Below are 17,021 nucleotides of genomic sequence, written 5' to 3' on the forward strand. Positions count from 1 at the left end.
CATGGCAGAAGCAGTCGCCGATAACGTTCCGGCCAAGGCCACCCCGATAGACGGCAAACCGCCGCTGTTCGGCCTGTCCTTCCTGGAAAACCTCTCCGAGATGACCATGCTGCGTCAGGTGGGCCTGTTGGTCGGCCTGGCTGCGAGCGTGGCGATTGGCTTTGCCGTGGTGCTGTGGTCGCAGCAGCCGGATTACCGTCCGTTGTACGGCAGCCTTGCCGGCATGGACGCCAAGCAGGTCATGGACACTCTGGCCGCCGCCGACATTCCTTACAACGTCGAACCGAACTCCGGTGCCTTGCTGGTCAAGGCCGATGACCTGTCCCGTGCGCGGATGAAACTCGCGGCTGCTGGTGTCACTCCCAGCGACGGCAATATCGGTTTCGAAATCCTCGACAAGGAACAGGGGCTGGGCACCAGCCAGTTCATGGAAGCGACGCGTTATCGTCGTGGCCTCGAAGGTGAACTGGCGCGGACCATTTCCAGCCTGAACAACGTCAAGGGTGCCCGTGTGCACCTGGCGATTCCGAAGAGTTCGGTGTTCGTGCGTGATGAGCGCAAGCCAAGCGCTTCTGTCTTGGTCGAGTTGTATTCCGGTCGTTCGCTGGAACCGGGTCAGGTGATTGCGATCATCAACCTGGTGGCGACTTCCGTTCCCGAGCTGAGCAAATCGCAGATCACCGTCGTCGACCAGAAGGGCACCTTGCTCTCTGATCAGGCGGAAAACTCCGAAATGACCATGGCCGGCAAGCAGTTCGATTACAGCCGTCGCATGGAAAGCATGCTCACCCAGCGCGTGCACAACATTTTGCAGCCGGTACTGGGCAACGATCGCTACAAGGCCGAAGTCTCGGCCGATATCGATTTCAATGCCGTCGAGTCGACGGCCGAGCAGTTCAACCCGGATCAACCGGCGTTGCGCAGCGAGCAGTCGGTCAACGAACAACGCACCGCCAGCAATGGCCCGCAAGGTGTGCCGGGTGCCCTGAGCAACCAGCCGCCGTCGCCTGCTTCGGCGCCGCAAACCACCGGTGGCACCGCAGCGCCGGCCGCGATGGTGCAGCCCGGTCAGCCACTGGTTGACGCCAACGGTCAGCAGATCATGGACCCGGCCACCGGCCAGCCGATGCTCGCGCCGTACCCGGCCGACAAACGTCAGCAATCGACCAAGAACTTCGAACTCGACCGTTCCATCAGCCACACCAAACAGCAGCAGGGTCGCCTGAATCGCCTGTCGGTGTCGGTGGTGGTCGACGATCAGGTCAAGGTCAACGCGGCCAACGGTGAAACCACCCGTGCGCCGTGGAGCGCCGACGAATTGGCGCGCTTCACCCGTCTGGTCCAGGACGCCGTCGGTTTCGACGCCAGCCGCGGCGACAGCGTCAGCGTGATCAACATGCCGTTCTCCGCCGAGCGCGGCGAAGTGATTGCCGATATTCCGTTCTACTCCCAGCCATGGTTCTGGGACATCGTCAAACAAGTGCTGGGTGTGTTGTTCATCCTGGTGCTGGTGTTTGGTGTGCTGCGTCCGGTGCTCAACAACATCACTGGCGGCGGCAAAGGCAAGGAGCTGGCCGGTCTGGGCAGCGACGTGGAACTCGGCGGGATGGGCGGCCTGGACGGCGAACTTTCCAACGACCGCGTGAGCCTCGGTGGTCCGCAGAGCATTCTGTTGCCGAGCCCGAGTGAGGGTTATGACGCGCAACTGAATGCAATCAAGAGTCTGGTGGCCGAGGATCCGGGTCGCGTGGCTCAGGTCGTGAAAGAGTGGATTAACGCAGATGAGTGATAACCGAGCCGCAACCGTCAAACTGAACAAGGTCGACAAAGCCGCGATTCTGCTGCTGTCCCTGGGTTCGACCGATGCCGCGCAAGTGCTGCGCCACATGGGCCCGAAAGAGGTTCAGCGTGTCGGCGTGGCCATGGCGCAGATGGGCAACGTCCATCGCGAGCAGGTCGAGCAGGTCATGAGCGAGTTCGTCGACATCGTCGGCGACCAGACCAGCCTGGGCGTCGGTTCCGATGACTACGTGCGCAAAATGCTCACCCAGGCACTGGGTGAAGACAAGGCCAACGGCCTGATCGACCGCATCCTGCTCGGTGGCAACACCAGCGGCCTCGACAGCCTGAAATGGATGGAGCCGCGCGCCGTTGCCGACGTGATCCGTTACGAACACCCGCAGATTCAGGCAATCGTGGTCGCGTACCTCGATCCGGATCAGGCCGGTGAAGTGCTGGGTAACTTCGACCACAAAGTGCGTCTGGACATCATCCTGCGCGTGTCGTCGTTGAACACCGTACAACCGGCGGCACTGAAAGAACTCAACCAGATTCTCGAGAAACAGTTCTCCGGCAACTCGAATGCCTCGCGCACCACCCTGGGTGGCATCAAGCGTGCGGCGGACATCATGAACTTCCTCGACAGCTCGATCGAAGGCCAGCTCATGGACTCGATTCGCGAAGTCGACGAAGACCTGTCCGGTCAGATCGAAGACCTCATGTTCGTGTTCAACAACCTCGCCGATGTCGACGACCGTGGTATTCAGGCGTTGCTGCGCGAAGTGTCCTCCGACGTGCTGGTGCTGGCCCTCAAGGGTTCGGACGAAGGCGTCAAAGAGAAGATCTTCAAGAACATGTCCAAACGTGCTGCCGAACTGTTGCGCGACGACCTCGAGGCCAAAGGCCCGGTGCGCGTCAGCGACGTCGAAACCGCACAGAAAGAAATCCTCACCATTGCCCGTCGTATGGCCGAAGCCGGCGAAATCGTACTCGGTGGCAAGGGTGGCGAGGAAATGATCTAAGCCCATGGACAAGCACGACGACGATGTGACGGATCTGATCCGTGCCCGCGATGTCCGTGGTTTCGAGTCCTGGGCCATGCCCAGCTTCGACCCGCCGAAGCCGGAACCCGAGCCTGAACCGGAGCCCGAACCGCCGGAAATGGAAGAAGTGCCGCTGGAAGAAGTCCAGCCACTGACCCTGGAAGAACTCGAAAGCATCCGTCAGGAGGCTTACAACGAAGGCTTCGGCATCGGCGAAAAGGAAGGTTTTCACAGCGCCACGCTCAAGGTCCGTCAGGAAGCCGAGGTAGCGCTGAGCGCCAAACTCGCCAGCCTTGAGCAGTTGATGGCGAACCTGTTCGAGCCCATCGCCGAACAAGATACGCTGATCGAAAAGTCGCTGGTCGACCTCGTGCAACACATCACCAAACAGGTGATCAAGCGCGAGCTGGCTATCGATTCCAGCCAGATCGAACACGTCATGCGCGATGCCCTCAAGCTGTTGCCGCTGGGCGTCGACAATGTGCGCCTGTACGTCAATCCGCAGGACTTCGAGCAGGCCAAGGCTTTGCGCGAACGACATGAGGAAAACTGGCGCATCGTCGAAGATGAATCGCTGCTGCCGGGTGGCTGCCGGGTTGAAACCGAGCACAGCCGCATTGATGCGAGCATTGAAACCCGCGTTACTCAGGTCATGGCCAAACTGTTCGATCAGTTGCACGAGCAGGCTTTGCACCCGGCTGAAGCGGATCTGACTCTGGACATTCCAGAAGACGTAAAACCGGCGGCCTCGCCTGAAGAGCCGCTCGCGGACGCACCCGATGCGCCTTGAACGCACCAGTTTCGCCAAGCGCCTGAGCACTTACGCTGAGGCGGTTGAAATTGCCGGCGCGCCGATTCTTGAAGGTCGCCTGCTGCGCATGGTTGGCCTCACCCTCGAAGCCGAAGGCCTGCGCGCCGCCATGGGCACGCGTTGCCTGGTGATCAATGACGACAGCTACCACCCCTCGCAGGTGGAAGCGGAAGTCATGGGTTTTTCCGGTAGCAAAGTCTTTCTGATGCCAGTCGGCAGTGTCGCCGGTATCGCCCCCGGCGCCCGTGTGGTGCCACTGGCTGATACCGGGCGCTTGCCGATGGGCATGAGCATGCTCGGTCGCGTCCTCGACGGCGCCGGCCGTGCGCTGGACGGCAAGGGCGGCATGAAGGCCGAAGACTGGGTGCCGATGGATGGCCCGACAATCAACCCGCTCAACCGTGACCCGATCAGCGTTCCGCTCGACGTCGGTATCCGTTGCATCAACGGTTTGCTGACGGTCGGTCGTGGTCAGCGTCTGGGTCTGTTTGCCGGTACCGGTGTCGGTAAATCGGTGTTGCTGGGCATGATGACGCGCTTCACCGAGGCCGACATCATCGTCGTCGGCCTGATCGGTGAGCGGGGTCGCGAAGTTAAGGAATTCATCGAGCACAGCCTCGGTGAAGAAGGTCTCAAGCGTTCCGTCGTGGTCGCTTCGCCGGCGGACGATGCGCCGTTGATGCGTCTGCGCGCAGCGATGTACTGCACGCGCATCGCCGAATATTTCCGCGACAAGGGCAAGAACGTCCTGTTGCTGATGGATTCGCTGACCCGTTTCGCTCAGGCGCAGCGGGAAATCGCCCTGGCAATCGGCGAGCCGCCGGCGACCAAGGGTTATCCGCCATCGGTATTCGCCAAATTGCCGAAACTGGTTGAGCGTGCCGGTAATGCCGAGAAGGGCGGAGGTTCGATTACCGCGTTCTACACCGTGCTGTCCGAAGGCGATGACCAGCAGGACCCGATTGCCGACTCGGCCCGAGGCGTGCTCGACGGCCACATCGTGCTGTCCCGGCGTCTGGCCGAAGAGGGGCACTATCCGGCCATCGACATCGAAGCGTCGATCAGCCGGGTGATGCCGGCGGTGGTCTCGCCGGAGCACATGCAGCGCGCGCAATACTTCAAGCAGTTGTGGTCGCGTTATCAGCAGAGCCGCGATCTGATCAGCGTTGGCGCCTACGTTGCCGGTGGCGACCGCGAGACCGATCTGGCGATCTCCCTGCAACCGCAGCTGGTCCGGTACCAGCGTCAGGGCCTCAACGACAAAATCAACATGGGCGAAAGCCAGGCTTACCTGGAAACCCTGTTTGCCCCGGCGGCGGGCGGCTAACCGGTCATGGCCACTGTCAGTCGAGCCGCGCGTCTGGCGCCGGTGGTGGACATGGCCGAACAGGCCGAGAAAACCGCCGTGCAACGGCTGGGCTATTTTCAGGGCCAGGTCAAAGTCGCTGAAAGCAAACTCGCCGACCTCAATGCCTTCCGTCTGGATTATTCCGAGCAATGGATCGTGCGCGGCAGTACGGGCGTGAGCGGGCAATGGCTGCTTGGTTTTCAGGGCTTTCTGGCGCAGCTCGACACCGCCGTAGACCAGCAGCGCCAGAGTCTGGTCTGGCATCAGAACAAGCTCGACAAGGCGCGTGAGGAATGGCAGCAGGCATTCGCCAAGGTTGAAGGACTGCGCAAACTGGTGCAGCGTTATCGCGAAGAGGCGCAACGCCTTGAGGACAAGCGCGAGCAGAAGTTGCTTGATGAGTTGTCGCAGCGCTTGCCGCGAAAGAATCCGTTCTAAATCGCACCGCTAGACCCTGTGGGAGCGAGCCTGCTCGCGAATGCAATCGATCAGTTGACTGAAGTGTTGACTGACACGACGCCTTCGCGAGCAGGCTCGCTCCCACATTTGTTCCTGTGATGCGCCTTGCCGCAACCCTGTGCAGGTGCTAAACCTTGTACAGGTTCGTCAATGACAAGGAAGCCAGTCAATGTCAGTCGTTACAGAAGTCTCTCCAGATGGTCAAAAACTGACGATTTCGGTCAGGGGGCGGTTTGATTTTGGTCGCCATCAGGAGTTCCGTGAGTCCTATGAGCATCTTGCCAAGAAGCCTGAGTCCATTGTGGTGGATTTGAAAGAAGCCACTTACCTCGACAGCTCGGCGCTGGGCATGCTGCTCCTGCTGCGGGATCACGCCGGCGGCGATAGCTCGGACGTGCGCGTGGTCAACAGCAACTCCGATGTGCGCAAGATCCTCGCCATCTCCAATTTCGACAAACTCTTCGACATCAGTTGACGCCTATGCAGGCGCAAGAGCCGCTGACCATTCTGATCGCCGAAGACAGCGCCGCCGATCGGCTGCTGCTGTCGACCATCGTCCGCCGCCAGGGTCACGCGGTCCTGATGGCGGCCAACGGTGCCGAAGCGGTCGATCTGTTTCGCCGCCAGCAACCCGATCTGGTGCTGATGGACGCGATGATGCCGGTCATGGATGGCTTCGAAGCGGCGCGGCAGATCAAGGCGCTGGCGGGCGAAACGCTGGTGCCGATCATCTTCCTGACATCGCTGACCGAAAGCGAAGCGCTGGCCCGATGTCTGGAGGCCGGTGGTGACGACTTTCTGGCGAAGCCTTACAACCAGGTGATTCTGGCCGCCAAAATCAAGGCGATGGATCGCTTGCGCCGTTTGCAGGCGACGGTGCTGCAACAGCGCGACCTGATCGCCAAACACCATGATTACCTGCTCAACGAACAACGCGTGGCCAAAGCGGTGTTCGACAAGGTTGCGCACTCCGGCTGCCTGAGCGCGGCTAATATCCGTTACCTGCAATCGCCCTATGCGTTGTTCAACGGCGACCTGCTGCTGGCGGCCTATACGCCGGCGGGCGACATGCATGTGTTGCTTGGCGATTTCACCGGCCATGGTTTGCCGGCAGCGGTCGGGGCGATGCCCTTGGCCGAGGTGTTCTACGGCATGACCGCCAAGGGCTACGGCCTGGCCGAAACCCTGCGCGAGATGAATGCCAAGCTCAAACGCATCCTGCCGGTGGACATGTTCTGCTGCGCCACGCTGCTCTGTCTGAGTTTTCAGCGGCGTTCGGTCGAAGTGTGGAACGGTGGCATGCCTGACGGTTATCTGCATCGGATCGCCAGCGGTGAGCGTGTGCCGCTGGCGGCGCGGCAATTGCCGTTGGGGGTGCTGAGCGCGCAGGCGTTCGACGACCGAACGGAAGTGCATCCCATGGCCGTCGGTGATCGGGTGTTCCTGTTATCCGACGGCGTGATCGACACCAGTGATGCCAGTGATCAACTGTTCGGTGTCGAGCGTTTGCAGCAGGTGTTCGCCGCCAACCGCGAGCCGGATCGCTTGTTCGAGGACATCGAGCAGGCATTGCGCGATTTTCGCGGAGAGGCCCGTGACGACGTGAGCATGGTCGAGATCAGCCTGCTCGAACCGGCGCAGGTCAAGCCGTCGGCGCCGGTGTATTCCGACAGCGGCCAGTCGTGCCCGCTCGACTGGTCGGTGAGCTTCGAATTCCGTGGCGCGACGCTAAAGCGTTTCAATCCGTTGCCGTACCTGTTGCAGTTGTTGCTTGAGGTGCATGGGTTGCGGGCGCAGAGTGGCGCTTTGTACAGCGTGCTCGCCGAGTTGTATTCCAACGCGTTGGAGCACGGCGTGCTGGGGCTGGACTCCAGTCTCAAGCGCGATGCGGCGGGTTTTGCTCTGTATTATCAGCAGCGCAATGATCGGCTGGAGGCGTTGCAGGACGGTTTCGTGCGCGTGCATTTGCAGGTGCAACCACGAGGCGAGGGCGGTTGTCTGGTGATTTGCGTGGAAGACAGCGGCAAGGGTTTTGATGTGGCGCGGATCATGGAGCGGCCGCTGGACGGTGTCCGTTTGTCGGGACGTGGTGTCAGTCTGGTCCGGCAATTGGGGCGCAACGCCAGCTGGTCGGACGAAGGTCGTAGTGCTCGCGTGGAGTTTTCCTGGGAGGTTGAGGCATAATCCGCGCAATTCTTGATCAAGGAGTGAGCAAGTGACTGACAAACATATTGATCGCGAGGCGCTGAGCGTACTGCGCGAAGTCATGGAGGAGGGTTATCCGGAGCTGCTGGATACCTTTCTGGCGGATTCCGAAAGTCGCTTGTACGAGTTGCAAAAGACCTCGGATGCCAAGGCTTTGTCGGAAGTTGCGCATAGCTTCAAGGGTAGCGCCAGCAATATGGGCGCTGTGCGGTTGGCGGCGCTCTGCCAGGAGCTGGAATCGGACGCCAAAGATAAAAGTCCTTCTGAAATCGCCAGGCTGGTCGCTGATATCAGCGGCGAGTTCGCCGATGTCCGCCCGGTTTACGAAGATGAGCGGCAGCACGCACTGACGCACTGATCCCGCCGTCCGGCGCTTTTCTCAAGCGCCGGGCAAAACTGGCCCGGCACTTGCATTTATCTCCGCAACTGTACCTACGATCCCAGTGCAGCGGAGACCGTTTCATGCCTGCGACCCCCAACATCCTTCTTCAGAATGCCGCTCAGGCCAAGGCGCAAGCCGCCTCGGCGAAAACGTCGGCTATGGCCGTAGACACTGGGGATAAAGCCTCTAGCTTCGCTAAGGTGTTCGCCGATCAGGGATCGAACAAACCCGTCGTCACTGCTGATAATTCGCCCAAGTCGGCGCGTGACAAGGTTGCTGACAACAGCGGCAAAAAGGATATTGGCAAGGATCAGTCTGCCGTTGCGCAACCGGCGGTTGCCGATAGCGGCAATGACTTGCCTGCCGATAAAACGGCAGCTACCGATGACACTTCCGCGAGCAGCGACGACAGCGCGGACACTCCTCAGACCCCAGTGGTTGATGCTGCACCGGTTGACCCGGCGCTCGACCCGGCATTGGCCGTCGCTGTGCAGCCGGTGGTTGCGGCACCTGTGGCGCAGGCCCCGGCTGTCGTTGCCCCGGCCCCGCCTGAAACCGAAACCCCCGCACTCGCTGCGTTGCCGGGTACGGTCAAAGATCCGGCGCCGACTACCGACAGCGATTTCGACCCTTCGGCTGATCCCCTCGACTCGATGCCGGCCGTGCGCATGGCGATGGAGCAGGGCGGGCACATTTCCGCCGCCAGCCAGGCGCAACCGAAAGCGTCGCCGGCTCAGACTCAGGCCGACGGCGAATTGACTGCGGCACAAAACTTCGCCGCTGGCATGGCCAGCATGCTCGATGTGCAAGCCGACAAGGACAGTACCAGCCAGGGCGGCGACAAAGCGTTCAGCGGCTTGATCGACGACGGCCTCAAAGATCTCAAAACCGCCACCAGCGATACCCGCGTCGATGACTTCGCCAACCGTCTGGCGGCACTGACGCAGGCAGCTACACCGAAGACTGCGAACGCTGTGCCGGTGAACCAGCCGATTGCCATGCACCAGAGCGGCTGGACCGAAGAAGTGGTCAACCGCGTCATGTATCTGTCGAGCGCCAACCTGAAGGCGGCGGACATTCAGTTGCAGCCAGCGGAACTGGGGCGTCTGGATATCCGCGTGAACATGGTCCCGGATCAACAGACCCAGGTGACGTTCATGAGCGCGCATCCAAGCGTGCGTGAAGCGCTGGACGGGCAAATGCATCGCCTGCGCGAGATGTTTAATCAGCAGGGCATGGGCCAGGTTGACGTCAATGTGTCTGACCAGAGCCGTGGCTGGCAAGGGCAGCAGGGTCAGGAACAGGCGCAGCAGGGCCAGAGTGGTCGCACCCGTGCTGCTGGCGGTCGCCTCGATTCGGCGGATGAAGAGTTGGCGCCTGCCGCTGTTGCTGAAGCCGCTGCTCAAACCACCAGCGTGATTGGCAGCAGCGCGGTCGACTATTACGCCTGATCAAAATCAAGAGACCCCTCATCGGAACGCCGCCCGCCTAGCCCTCTCCCGGAGGGAGAGGGGACTGATTGGGGGATGGTTGGGAAGTACGCCGACCGGGTAGTTCTGCTGTGAATCCATAATTGACTCGGTCTTTCAGGTCGATGTTTGACGTCTGGCACCTCGGTCGGCCCCTGAAAACCCTCACCCTAGCCCTCTCCCGGAGGGAGAGGGGACTGATTGGGGGATGGTCGCGAAGTACACCGACCTGATTATTTTGCGCCGAATCCATAATCGACTCGGTCTTTCAGGTCGACGTATCACGACAAAACACCTCGGTCGGCCCCCTCTCCCTCCGGGAGAGGGCGGGGGTGAGGGTGCCTTTGACTTTAGCGTTGTCTCCACCATCACCGACACTTCTGGCATAACACTTGCTCTTGCCTTGCCGTGCGACTGTGAAAACCCGAATAGTGACGGATTATTGGCATGGCGAAGAGCGAAACAGCAGCAGTGAAAGACCCCGCAACCAAAGGCAAACTCAAGCTGATCATTGTGATCGTGCTGGCGTTGCTGTTGGCCATTGGTGCATCCGTGGGGGCGACCTGGTTCTTCATGCACAGTGCCCAGAGCAAGCCTGCCGAGGCCGCCGATGCGGCGCCTGTCGGCAAGCAGCCAGCGATTTTCGAGCCGATGGCGCCAGCCTTCGTTGCCAACTACAACCAGAACGGCCGTCAGCGCTATATGCAGGTGAGCATCACCATGCTGGCGCGTAATCAGGCTGATCTGGAAGCGCTCAAAGTGCACATGCCGGTGATCCGCAACAACCTGGTGATGCTCTTCTCCGGTCAGGATTTCGCCACCTTGGCGACTCCGGTCGGCCAAGAGATGTTGCGCCAGAAGGCCACAGCCAGCGTCCAGGAAGTGGCGCAGAAAGAGCTGGGCAAAGTGGTGATCGAACAGTTGCTTTTTACTAATTTCGTACTGCAGTAGGAACACGACATGGCCGTGCAGGATCTGCTGTCCCAGGATGAAATCGACGCGCTGTTGCATGGCGTCGACGATGGTCTGGTACAGACCGATAACGCTGCCGAACCCGGCAGTGTCAAAAGCTACGACCTGACCAGTCAGGATCGCATCGTCCGTGGACGCATGCCGACTCTGGAAATGATCAACGAGCGTTTTGCCCGCTACACCCGCATCAGCATGTTCAACATGCTGCGCCGCTCGGCGGACGTTGCCGTCGGTGGTGTGCAGGTGATGAAGTTCGGCGAATACGTGCACTCGCTGTACGTACCGACCAGCCTCAACCTGGTCAAGATCAAACCGTTGCGCGGCACCGCGCTGTTCATCCTTGACGCCAAACTGGTGTTCAAACTGGTGGACAACTTCTTCGGCGGTGACGGCCGTCACGCCAAGATCGAAGGGCGTGAATTCACCCCGACCGAACTGCGCGTCGTGCGCATGGTGCTGGAGCAGGCTTTCGTCGATTTGAAAGAAGCCTGGCAGGCGATCATGGAAGTCAATTTCGAGTACATCAACTCGGAAGTGAACCCGGCCATGGCCAACATCGTCGGCCCGAGCGAAGCGATCGTGGTTTCCACCTTCCACATCGAACTCGATGGCGGTGGCGGTGATCTGCACGTGACCATGCCGTACTCGATGATCGAGCCGGTGCGCGAAATGCTCGACGCCGGTTTCCAGTCCGACCTCGACGATCAGGACGAACGCTGGGTCAACGCCCTGCGTCAGGACGTGCTCGATGTCGACGTACCGATCGGCGCCACCGTGGCCCGCCGCCAGTTGAAGCTGCGCGACATCCTGCACATGCAGCCGGGGGATGTGATCCCGGTCGAGATGCCGGACGAAATGATCATGCGCGCCAACGGCGTGCCGGCCTTCAAGGTCAAGATGGGCTCGCACAAAGGCAACCTCGCGTTGCAAGTGATCGAGCCGATCGAGCGCCGTTGAAACGGCGCTCCAACCCCCAAGCCTTTAACTGAATTTTTGCCCGCCGAGGACAAATGATGAACGACGATATGAACGCCCAGGACGACCAGGCACTGGCTGACGAATGGGCTGCGGCTCTGGAAGAAACCGGTGACGGTCAAGCTGACATCGACGCCTTGCTGGCCGCCGACGCCGCCAGCGGCTCGCGTCTGCCGATGGAAGAGTTCGGCAGCGTGCCGAAGAACAACGATCCGGTGACCCTCGACGGCCCGAACCTGGACGTGATCCTCGACATCCCGGTATCGATCTCGATGGAAGTGGGCAGCACCGACATCAACATCCGCAACCTGCTGCAACTCAACCAGGGTTCGGTGATCGAGCTCGATCGTCTGGCCGGCGAGCCGCTGGACGTGCTGGTCAACGGCACGCTGATCGCGCACGGCGAAGTGGTAGTGGTCAACGAAAAGTTCGGCATCCGCCTGACTGACGTGATCAGCCCAAGCGAACGCATCAAGAAGCTGCGCTGAGTGAAACGGTTTCTCTGGGCTCTGTTGGCATTGCCGCTGAACGTGCTGGCCGCCGAACCGTCGACCGCCACCACGGTGCCGGCCGCGACCGCGCCGATGGTTAGCAGCGGCGTGGCCGGGCAACTGACGCAACTGGTGTTCGGCCTGTTGCTGGTGCTGGGGGTGATCTTCTTCCTCGCCTGGCTACTGCGTCGAGTGCAGCAGGCCGGGCCGGCAGGCAAGGGGCAGGTGATCGAGCTGATCGGTTCACGCGCACTGAGTCCGCGTGACCGTTTGCTGCTGGTGCAGGTCGGCAACGAGCAGATTCTGCTCGGCTTGAGCCCCGGCACCATCACCGCGCTGCATGTGCTCAAGGAACCGGTCGACGTGCCTGCGACCCGTGAAAAAGCGACCCCGGAATTTGCCCAGCATCTGCTGAAAATTCTCGGCAAGGATCAGAAGGATACGAAGTAATGGGTGCGCTACGCATCGTCTTGACGCTGGCCCTGTTGCTGGCCGCGCCACTGGCGTTCGCCGCCGATCCGTTGTCGATCCCGGCGATCACGCTGGGCACCAACGCCGATGGCGCGCAGGAGTACTCGGTCAGCCTGCAGATCCTGCTGATCATGACCGCCCTGAGCTTCATTCCGGCGGCCGTGATTCTGATGACCAGTTTCACCCGGATCATCATCGTCTTCTCGATTCTGCGTCAGGCCCTCGGTCTGCAACAGACGCCGTCGAACCAGATCCTCACCGGCATGGCGCTGTTCCTGACCCTGTTCATCATGGCCCCGGTGTTCGACCGGGTGAACAACGATGCGCTGCAACCGTATCTGGCGGAAAAACTCACTGCTCAGCAAGCGGTCGAAAAAGCTCAGGTGCCGATCAAGGACTTCATGCTCGCACAGACCCGCACCAGCGATCTTGAGCTGTTCATGCGTCTGTCCAAGCGCACCGACATCGCCACGCCGGATCAGGCGCCGCTGACCATTCTGGTGCCGGCGTTCGTCACCTCCGAGCTGAAAACCGCGTTCCAGATCGGCTTCATGATCTTCATTCCGTTCCTGATCATCGACCTGGTCGTGGCCAGTGTGCTGATGGCGATGGGCATGATGATGTTGTCGCCGCTGATCATTTCGCTGCCGTTCAAGATCATGCTGTTTGTGCTGGTCGATGGCTGGGCACTGATCATCGGCACCCTGGCCAGCAGTTTTGGAGGTGTCTCGCCATGACGCCGGAAGTTGCGGTCGATATCTTTCGTGAAGCCCTTTGGCTGACCACATTGATGGTCGCGATTCTGGTGGTGCCGAGCCTGTTGGTCGGCTTGTTGGTGGCGATGTTCCAGGCTGCGACGCAGATCAACGAACAGACGTTGAGCTTCCTGCCGCGTCTGCTGGTGATGCTGGTGACCCTGATCGTTGCCGGTCCGTGGATCGTGCAGACGTTCATGGAATACATCATTCAGTTGTACAAAAACATCCCGATGGTCATCGGCTAAGCCATGCAATCGCTGCTTCAGCTGACCGACACCCAGATCAGTACCTGGGTGGCGTCGTTCATGTTGCCGCTGTTTCGCGTCGCCTCGATGCTGATGGTCATGCCGGTGTTCGGCACCACGCTGATACCGCGCCGTGTGCGCCTGTATTTCGCCGTGGCGATCACCGTGTGCATTGCCCCGAGCCTTCCGCCGATGCCGGCCGTCAGCCCGCTGGACCTGAGTGGCTTGATGTTGATTGCCGAACAGATCCTTGTCGGTGCGGTGCTTGGGTTTTCTCTGCAGCTGTTTTTCCAGGCCTTTGCCGTGGCCGGGCAGATCGTCGCGATCCAGATGGGCATGGGGTTCGCTTCGATGGTCGACCCGGCCAACGGCGTCTCGGTGGCAGTGATCGGGCAATTCTTCACCATGCTTGTCACGTTGCTGTTCCTGTCGATGAACGGCCACCTGGTGGTCTTCGAAGTGCTCACCGAAAGCTTCACCACGCTACCGGTCGGCAGCGGTCTGATGACCGCGCACTACTGGGAGCTGGCCGGCAAACTTGGCTGGGTCCTTGGTGCGGCGTTGCTGCTGGTATTGCCGGCGGTCACCGCGCTGCTGGTGGTCAACATCGCCTTCGGCGTGATGACCCGCGCCGCGCCGCAACTGAACATTTTCTCTATCGGTTTTCCGCTGACCCTGGTGCTCGGCTTGTTCATTGTCTGGGTCGGTCTGGCGGACATTCTCAATCAGTATCAGCCGCTGGCCACTGAAGCCTTGCAACTGTTACGCGAACTGGCACGGGCGCGCTGAGCCATGGCAGAGAGCGAAAGCGGTCAGGACAAAACAGAAGACCCCACGGAGAAACGTAAAAAGGACTCCCGTGAGAAGGGCGAGATTGCCCGTTCCAAAGAACTCAATACCCTTGCCGTGATGATGGCGGGCGCCGGCGCATTGCTGGTGTTCGGCGGCATGCTGGCCGAAGACCTGATGGAACTGATGCGCCTGAACTTCACGCTGTCGCGCGAAGTGATCATGGATCAGGGTTCCATGGGCGCGTTCCTGTTGCAGTCGGGCCAGATGGCGCTGCTGGCAATCCAGCCGATCATGATCACCCTGTTGCTGGCGGCGCTGATCGGGCCGATCTCCCTCGGTGGCTGGCTGTTCGCGGCCGGTTCCATGGCCCCCAAGTTCAGCCGGATGAACCCCGCTGCCGGCCTGAAACGGATGTTCTCGTTCAAATCAGTGGTCGAGTTGCTCAAGGCGCTGGCCAAGTTTCTGATCACCTTGGGAGTGGCGTTGGTGGTGTTGTCATCGGACGTCGATGACTTTCTGCGGATCGCCCACGAGCCGCTGGAGATGGCGATCATCCACAGCGTCACGCTGGTTGGCTGGAGCACCTTGTGGCTGGCCTGCGGCCTGATCATCATCGCTGCTGTCGACGTGCCGGTGCAGCTCTGGGAAGCGCACAAGAAACTGCTGATGACCAAGCAGGAAGTGCGCGACGAACACAAGGATCAGGAAGGTCGCCCGGAGGTCAAACAGCGCATCCGCCAGACCCAGCGCGAAATGTCCCAACGCCGCATGATGGCGGCGATCCCCGACGCCGACGTGGTCATCACCAACCCCACGCACTACGCCGTCGCGCTCAAGTACGACTCGGAGAAGGGCGGGGCGCCGATACTGCTGGCCAAGGGCAGCGACTTCCTCGCCCTGAAGATCCGCGAAATCGCCGTGGCCAACAACGTCATGCTCCTCGAATCGCCGGGGCTGGCGCGCTCGATCTACTACTCCACCGAACTCGACCAGGAAATCCCTGGCGGGTTGTATCTGGCGGTCGCGCAGGTCCTGGCCTACGTCTACCAGATCCGCCAGTTCCGCGCCGGCAAGGGCAAACGCCCGGATCCGCTCAAGGACGACTTGCCGATTCCGCCGGATCTGCGCCGCGATTCCTGAGGGTTACCTTTCGTCTGGAAAACCTCTGAACCTGTCAAGTCTGACAGTAGACGGCTGCGCCCGCCGAGGCTCTCATTACCATGGGAATTCTCCCGGCATTTCCCTGCATTGGTCGCTCTGATCATCTGAGACGAGTACCAGGGATCGGCGCCTGCATAAGGTTTCAGAGGAAGCAATCATGGCAGACCAGCCCTACGTAAAGTTGCAAGGTATGGAGGTTGAATTCGTTTCGGGAGTGTTGGAACAACGTACAGCCGATCGCGCAATCGGGTACACCGTCACGTTCAGATTGATTCTGGATTTCACCCACTTCAAGCAGAGGGCCAACGCCTACAGCGCCAATTATCTGGAAGTGTCGAGCAACGCGATTCGGCCGGAGCTGGAGGGGTTGGCGTACCACAATAACTACAGTGAGATTGGTGGTTCTGCAGGAAAAATCGTCTCCAGCGCGATGCTTTTCGAGCTCTTCACCGACCCGGATTTGTACCTGGATGGCTGGATCAACAATGAAATGGAGAGGCGATTTGGCAAACCGGAGTTCGTCATCGAGGAAAATGCTCTCTTGATAACGGCGCGGCAGGACTTTCGTTGGGAGGATCCGCAGCGCGAAATCAAGATCGTAGACCTTCCTATCATTTGGTTTGATTGGGCACTCACCCTCATAGAGCAGCGGACAAAAGTGTCTTGGGGACTGCCGGAGCGTACGACGCCGGTATCGGTGGTGACGTTTATGTACCCGCAGGACGAGGTCGTTGTTATCGAGGGTATGCAGTTGCTCAAGGGCGCGAAATATATCAACGGCAAAACGCTCAGCTTCGGCCCGATTACAGATGAACAGGTTTTAACCGCGTAGTGATCTGCAACCCGCCGCCCCGGTTGAAACGGGGCGGCGGGTTTTTTCTGCCTCAAGGTTATGATCGTTCCCACGCTCCGCGTGGGAATGCAGCCCGGGACGCTCTGCGTCCCTTCCAGAGCCGAACGCGGAGCGTCCGTTGAGGCATTACCACGCAGGAGCGTGGGAACGATCAGGCGTTACTGCGGCAAATCCAGATTATCCATCACCCGATTCACCGCCAGTTCGCCGAGCATGATCAGTTGCGCGATCCCCAACAGCGTCCTGCGCTGCGACGCGGGGATGAGGTGGGCGAAGTCATGGGCGATGGTTCTGGCCGAAGCGAGGGTTTCGCTGGCATCGGCCAGCAGTTCCTCGTTTTTGAAGTCGGCGGTGACGGCGTACATCCGCCGGGTTTTACGGGGCGGTGGCGTGGAGCCGGGTGGGCAGAGGTAGTGATCGAGGGCGCGGTCGGCGGCGTCGTTGAGCTTTTTTGAATCGAGGGATTCGTAGGGGGAGGTGGGGTCGGTTTCGGGCGGGTTGGGTGTTGGTTTGATCATGGTGAGACTCCTGAGGTTATGGAGCCACTCTTTCCCTGTCGCTAAACAAGTGAAGGTGGCAGCTGTACGCAGGTTAGCGAACCGGTCACAGGCACCCCGGTAGACCCAAAGGTCTCCCGCATACAGCCGCCATAACGTAATTGCGGGCGAAGAGTCCCACAACGAAGCCACGAACGCTGATGCACTGAGATGGTCCGAGTCGCTAAACCCGATCGCTGATTCGTCAGCGACCGCACCACAATAGAACCCGACCCCAAAGCGCACAAGCCGGCGGATTCTGGCGTAGCTG

General features: G+C 60.4%; 19 protein-coding genes. 18 read left to right on the forward strand and 1 reads right to left on the reverse strand.

The genetic code is table 11. The features are described 5' to 3' along the window. The first annotated feature begins 1 nt into the window (after position 1). From fliF to ACWR1S_RS09160, 18 genes are all read left to right on the forward strand, one after another. The gene (fliF, locus tag ACWR1S_RS09075) at positions 2–1,789 is read left to right on the forward strand and encodes a flagellar basal-body MS-ring/collar protein FliF (RefSeq protein WP_007920043.1); all 1,788 of its coding nucleotides are present in this window, start codon (positions 2–4) and stop codon (positions 1,787–1,789) included. Further along, positions 1,782–2,801 (forward strand): flagellar motor switch protein FliG, encoded by a 1,020-nt coding sequence (gene fliG, locus ACWR1S_RS09080; RefSeq protein ID WP_007920042.1) that lies wholly within the window; start codon positions 1,782–1,784, stop codon positions 2,799–2,801. The genes fliF and fliG overlap by 8 nt, the downstream gene beginning before the upstream one ends. 4 nt (positions 2,802–2,805) lie before the next feature. Further along, on the forward strand, positions 2,806–3,612 hold the full coding sequence (fliH, locus tag ACWR1S_RS09085) for a flagellar assembly protein FliH (RefSeq protein ID WP_454563245.1): 807 nt from the start codon (positions 2,806–2,808) through the stop codon (positions 3,610–3,612). After that, positions 3,602–4,960 (forward strand): flagellar protein export ATPase FliI, encoded by a 1,359-nt coding sequence (fliI, locus tag ACWR1S_RS09090; RefSeq protein WP_454563246.1) that lies wholly within the window; start codon positions 3,602–3,604, stop codon positions 4,958–4,960. The genes fliH and fliI overlap by 11 nt, the downstream gene beginning before the upstream one ends. 6 nt (positions 4,961–4,966) lie before the next feature. After that, positions 4,967–5,419, forward strand: a complete 453-nt coding sequence (gene fliJ, locus ACWR1S_RS09095) for a flagellar export protein FliJ (RefSeq protein WP_454563247.1) — start codon at positions 4,967–4,969, stop codon at positions 5,417–5,419. Between the two features lie 190 nt (positions 5,420–5,609). Further along, positions 5,610–5,915 (forward strand): STAS domain-containing protein, encoded by a 306-nt coding sequence (locus ACWR1S_RS09100; protein WP_137219398.1) that lies wholly within the window; start codon positions 5,610–5,612, stop codon positions 5,913–5,915. Between the two features lie 5 nt (positions 5,916–5,920). Beyond that, positions 5,921–7,624, forward strand: coding sequence for an ATP-binding SpoIIE family protein phosphatase (locus ACWR1S_RS09105; RefSeq protein ID WP_454563248.1), 1,704 nt, complete (start codon positions 5,921–5,923; stop codon positions 7,622–7,624). 31 nt (positions 7,625–7,655) lie between these two features. After that, entirely contained in the window at positions 7,656–8,003 is a 348-nt protein-coding gene (locus ACWR1S_RS09110; protein WP_454563249.1) for an Hpt domain-containing protein, read from the forward strand. Positions 8,004–8,107: 104 nt separating this feature from the next. After that, positions 8,108–9,478: a flagellar hook-length control protein FliK gene (locus ACWR1S_RS09115; RefSeq protein ID WP_454563250.1), complete on the forward strand. Its 1,371-nt coding sequence runs from the start codon at positions 8,108–8,110 to the stop codon at positions 9,476–9,478. Positions 9,479–9,943: 465 nt separating this feature from the next. Beyond that, the gene (gene fliL, locus ACWR1S_RS09120) at positions 9,944–10,447 is read left to right on the forward strand and encodes a flagellar basal body-associated protein FliL (protein ID WP_007920033.1); all 504 of its coding nucleotides are present in this window, start codon (positions 9,944–9,946) and stop codon (positions 10,445–10,447) included. Positions 10,448–10,456: 9 nt separating this feature from the next. Then, a complete protein-coding gene (gene fliM / locus ACWR1S_RS09125) occupies positions 10,457–11,425 on the forward strand; it encodes a flagellar motor switch protein FliM (protein ID WP_007920032.1) in 969 nt (322 codons plus the stop codon). Positions 11,426–11,481: 56 nt separating this feature from the next. After that, on the forward strand, positions 11,482–11,931 hold the full coding sequence (fliN, locus tag ACWR1S_RS09130; protein WP_007920031.1) for a flagellar motor switch protein FliN: 450 nt from the start codon (positions 11,482–11,484) through the stop codon (positions 11,929–11,931). After that, positions 11,932–12,384 (forward strand): flagellar biosynthetic protein FliO, encoded by a 453-nt coding sequence (gene fliO / locus ACWR1S_RS09135; RefSeq protein WP_454563251.1) that lies wholly within the window; start codon positions 11,932–11,934, stop codon positions 12,382–12,384. Beyond that, complete coding sequence (gene fliP, locus ACWR1S_RS09140; protein WP_007920027.1) at positions 12,384–13,142, forward strand: flagellar type III secretion system pore protein FliP; 759 nt, start codon at positions 12,384–12,386, stop codon at positions 13,140–13,142. Before fliO ends, fliP begins: the two co-directional genes overlap by 1 nt. Then, entirely contained in the window at positions 13,139–13,408 is a 270-nt protein-coding gene (gene fliQ / locus ACWR1S_RS09145) for a flagellar biosynthesis protein FliQ (RefSeq protein WP_007920026.1), read from the forward strand. The genes fliP and fliQ overlap by 4 nt, the downstream gene beginning before the upstream one ends. Positions 13,409–13,411: 3 nt before the next feature. Continuing rightward, a complete protein-coding gene (gene fliR / locus ACWR1S_RS09150; RefSeq protein WP_077571671.1) occupies positions 13,412–14,197 on the forward strand; it encodes a flagellar biosynthetic protein FliR in 786 nt (261 codons plus the stop codon). A 3-nt stretch (positions 14,198–14,200) separates the two neighbouring features. Next, positions 14,201–15,340: a flagellar biosynthesis protein FlhB gene (gene flhB / locus ACWR1S_RS09155; protein ID WP_454563252.1), complete on the forward strand. Its 1,140-nt coding sequence runs from the start codon at positions 14,201–14,203 to the stop codon at positions 15,338–15,340. A gap of 178 nt (positions 15,341–15,518) precedes the next feature. Continuing rightward, the gene (locus ACWR1S_RS09160) at positions 15,519–16,193 is read left to right on the forward strand and encodes a hypothetical protein (protein ID WP_454563253.1); all 675 of its coding nucleotides are present in this window, start codon (positions 15,519–15,521) and stop codon (positions 16,191–16,193) included. A 179-nt stretch (positions 16,194–16,372) separates the two neighbouring features. Here the strand turns inward: ACWR1S_RS09160 and ACWR1S_RS09165 are convergent, their stop codons facing one another. Further along, on the reverse strand, positions 16,373–16,732 hold the full coding sequence (locus tag ACWR1S_RS09165; RefSeq protein WP_454563254.1) for a DUF6124 family protein: 360 nt from the start codon (positions 16,730–16,732) through the stop codon (positions 16,373–16,375). Positions 16,733–17,021: the final 289 nt, after the last annotated feature.

The organism is Pseudomonas sp. AIG, from assembly GCF_977020205.1.

Coding starts and splice junctions, on each gene's coding strand:
- fliF (WP_007920043.1), top strand. CDS start 2: ATGGCAGAAGCAGTCGCCGATAACGTTCCGGCCAAGGCCACCCCGATA.
- fliG (WP_007920042.1), top strand. CDS start 1,782: ATGAGTGATAACCGAGCCGCAACCGTCAAACTGAACAAGGTCGACAAA.
- fliH (WP_454563245.1), top strand. CDS start 2,806: ATGGACAAGCACGACGACGATGTGACGGATCTGATCCGTGCCCGCGAT.
- fliI (WP_454563246.1), top strand. CDS start 3,602: ATGCGCCTTGAACGCACCAGTTTCGCCAAGCGCCTGAGCACTTACGCT.
- fliJ (WP_454563247.1), top strand. CDS start 4,967: ATGGCCACTGTCAGTCGAGCCGCGCGTCTGGCGCCGGTGGTGGACATG.
- ACWR1S_RS09100 (WP_137219398.1), top strand. CDS start 5,610: ATGTCAGTCGTTACAGAAGTCTCTCCAGATGGTCAAAAACTGACGATT.
- ACWR1S_RS09105 (WP_454563248.1), top strand. CDS start 5,921: ATGCAGGCGCAAGAGCCGCTGACCATTCTGATCGCCGAAGACAGCGCC.
- ACWR1S_RS09115 (WP_454563250.1), top strand. CDS start 8,108: ATGCCTGCGACCCCCAACATCCTTCTTCAGAATGCCGCTCAGGCCAAG.
- fliL (WP_007920033.1), top strand. CDS start 9,944: ATGGCGAAGAGCGAAACAGCAGCAGTGAAAGACCCCGCAACCAAAGGC.
- fliM (WP_007920032.1), top strand. CDS start 10,457: ATGGCCGTGCAGGATCTGCTGTCCCAGGATGAAATCGACGCGCTGTTG.
- fliN (WP_007920031.1), top strand. CDS start 11,482: ATGAACGACGATATGAACGCCCAGGACGACCAGGCACTGGCTGACGAA.
- fliP (WP_007920027.1), top strand. CDS start 12,384: ATGGGTGCGCTACGCATCGTCTTGACGCTGGCCCTGTTGCTGGCCGCG.
- fliQ (WP_007920026.1), top strand. CDS start 13,139: ATGACGCCGGAAGTTGCGGTCGATATCTTTCGTGAAGCCCTTTGGCTG.
- fliR (WP_077571671.1), top strand. CDS start 13,412: ATGCAATCGCTGCTTCAGCTGACCGACACCCAGATCAGTACCTGGGTG.
- flhB (WP_454563252.1), top strand. CDS start 14,201: ATGGCAGAGAGCGAAAGCGGTCAGGACAAAACAGAAGACCCCACGGAG.
- ACWR1S_RS09160 (WP_454563253.1), top strand. CDS start 15,519: ATGGCAGACCAGCCCTACGTAAAGTTGCAAGGTATGGAGGTTGAATTC.
- ACWR1S_RS09165 (WP_454563254.1), bottom strand. CDS start 16,732: ATGATCAAACCAACACCCAACCCGCCCGAAACCGACCCCACCTCCCCC.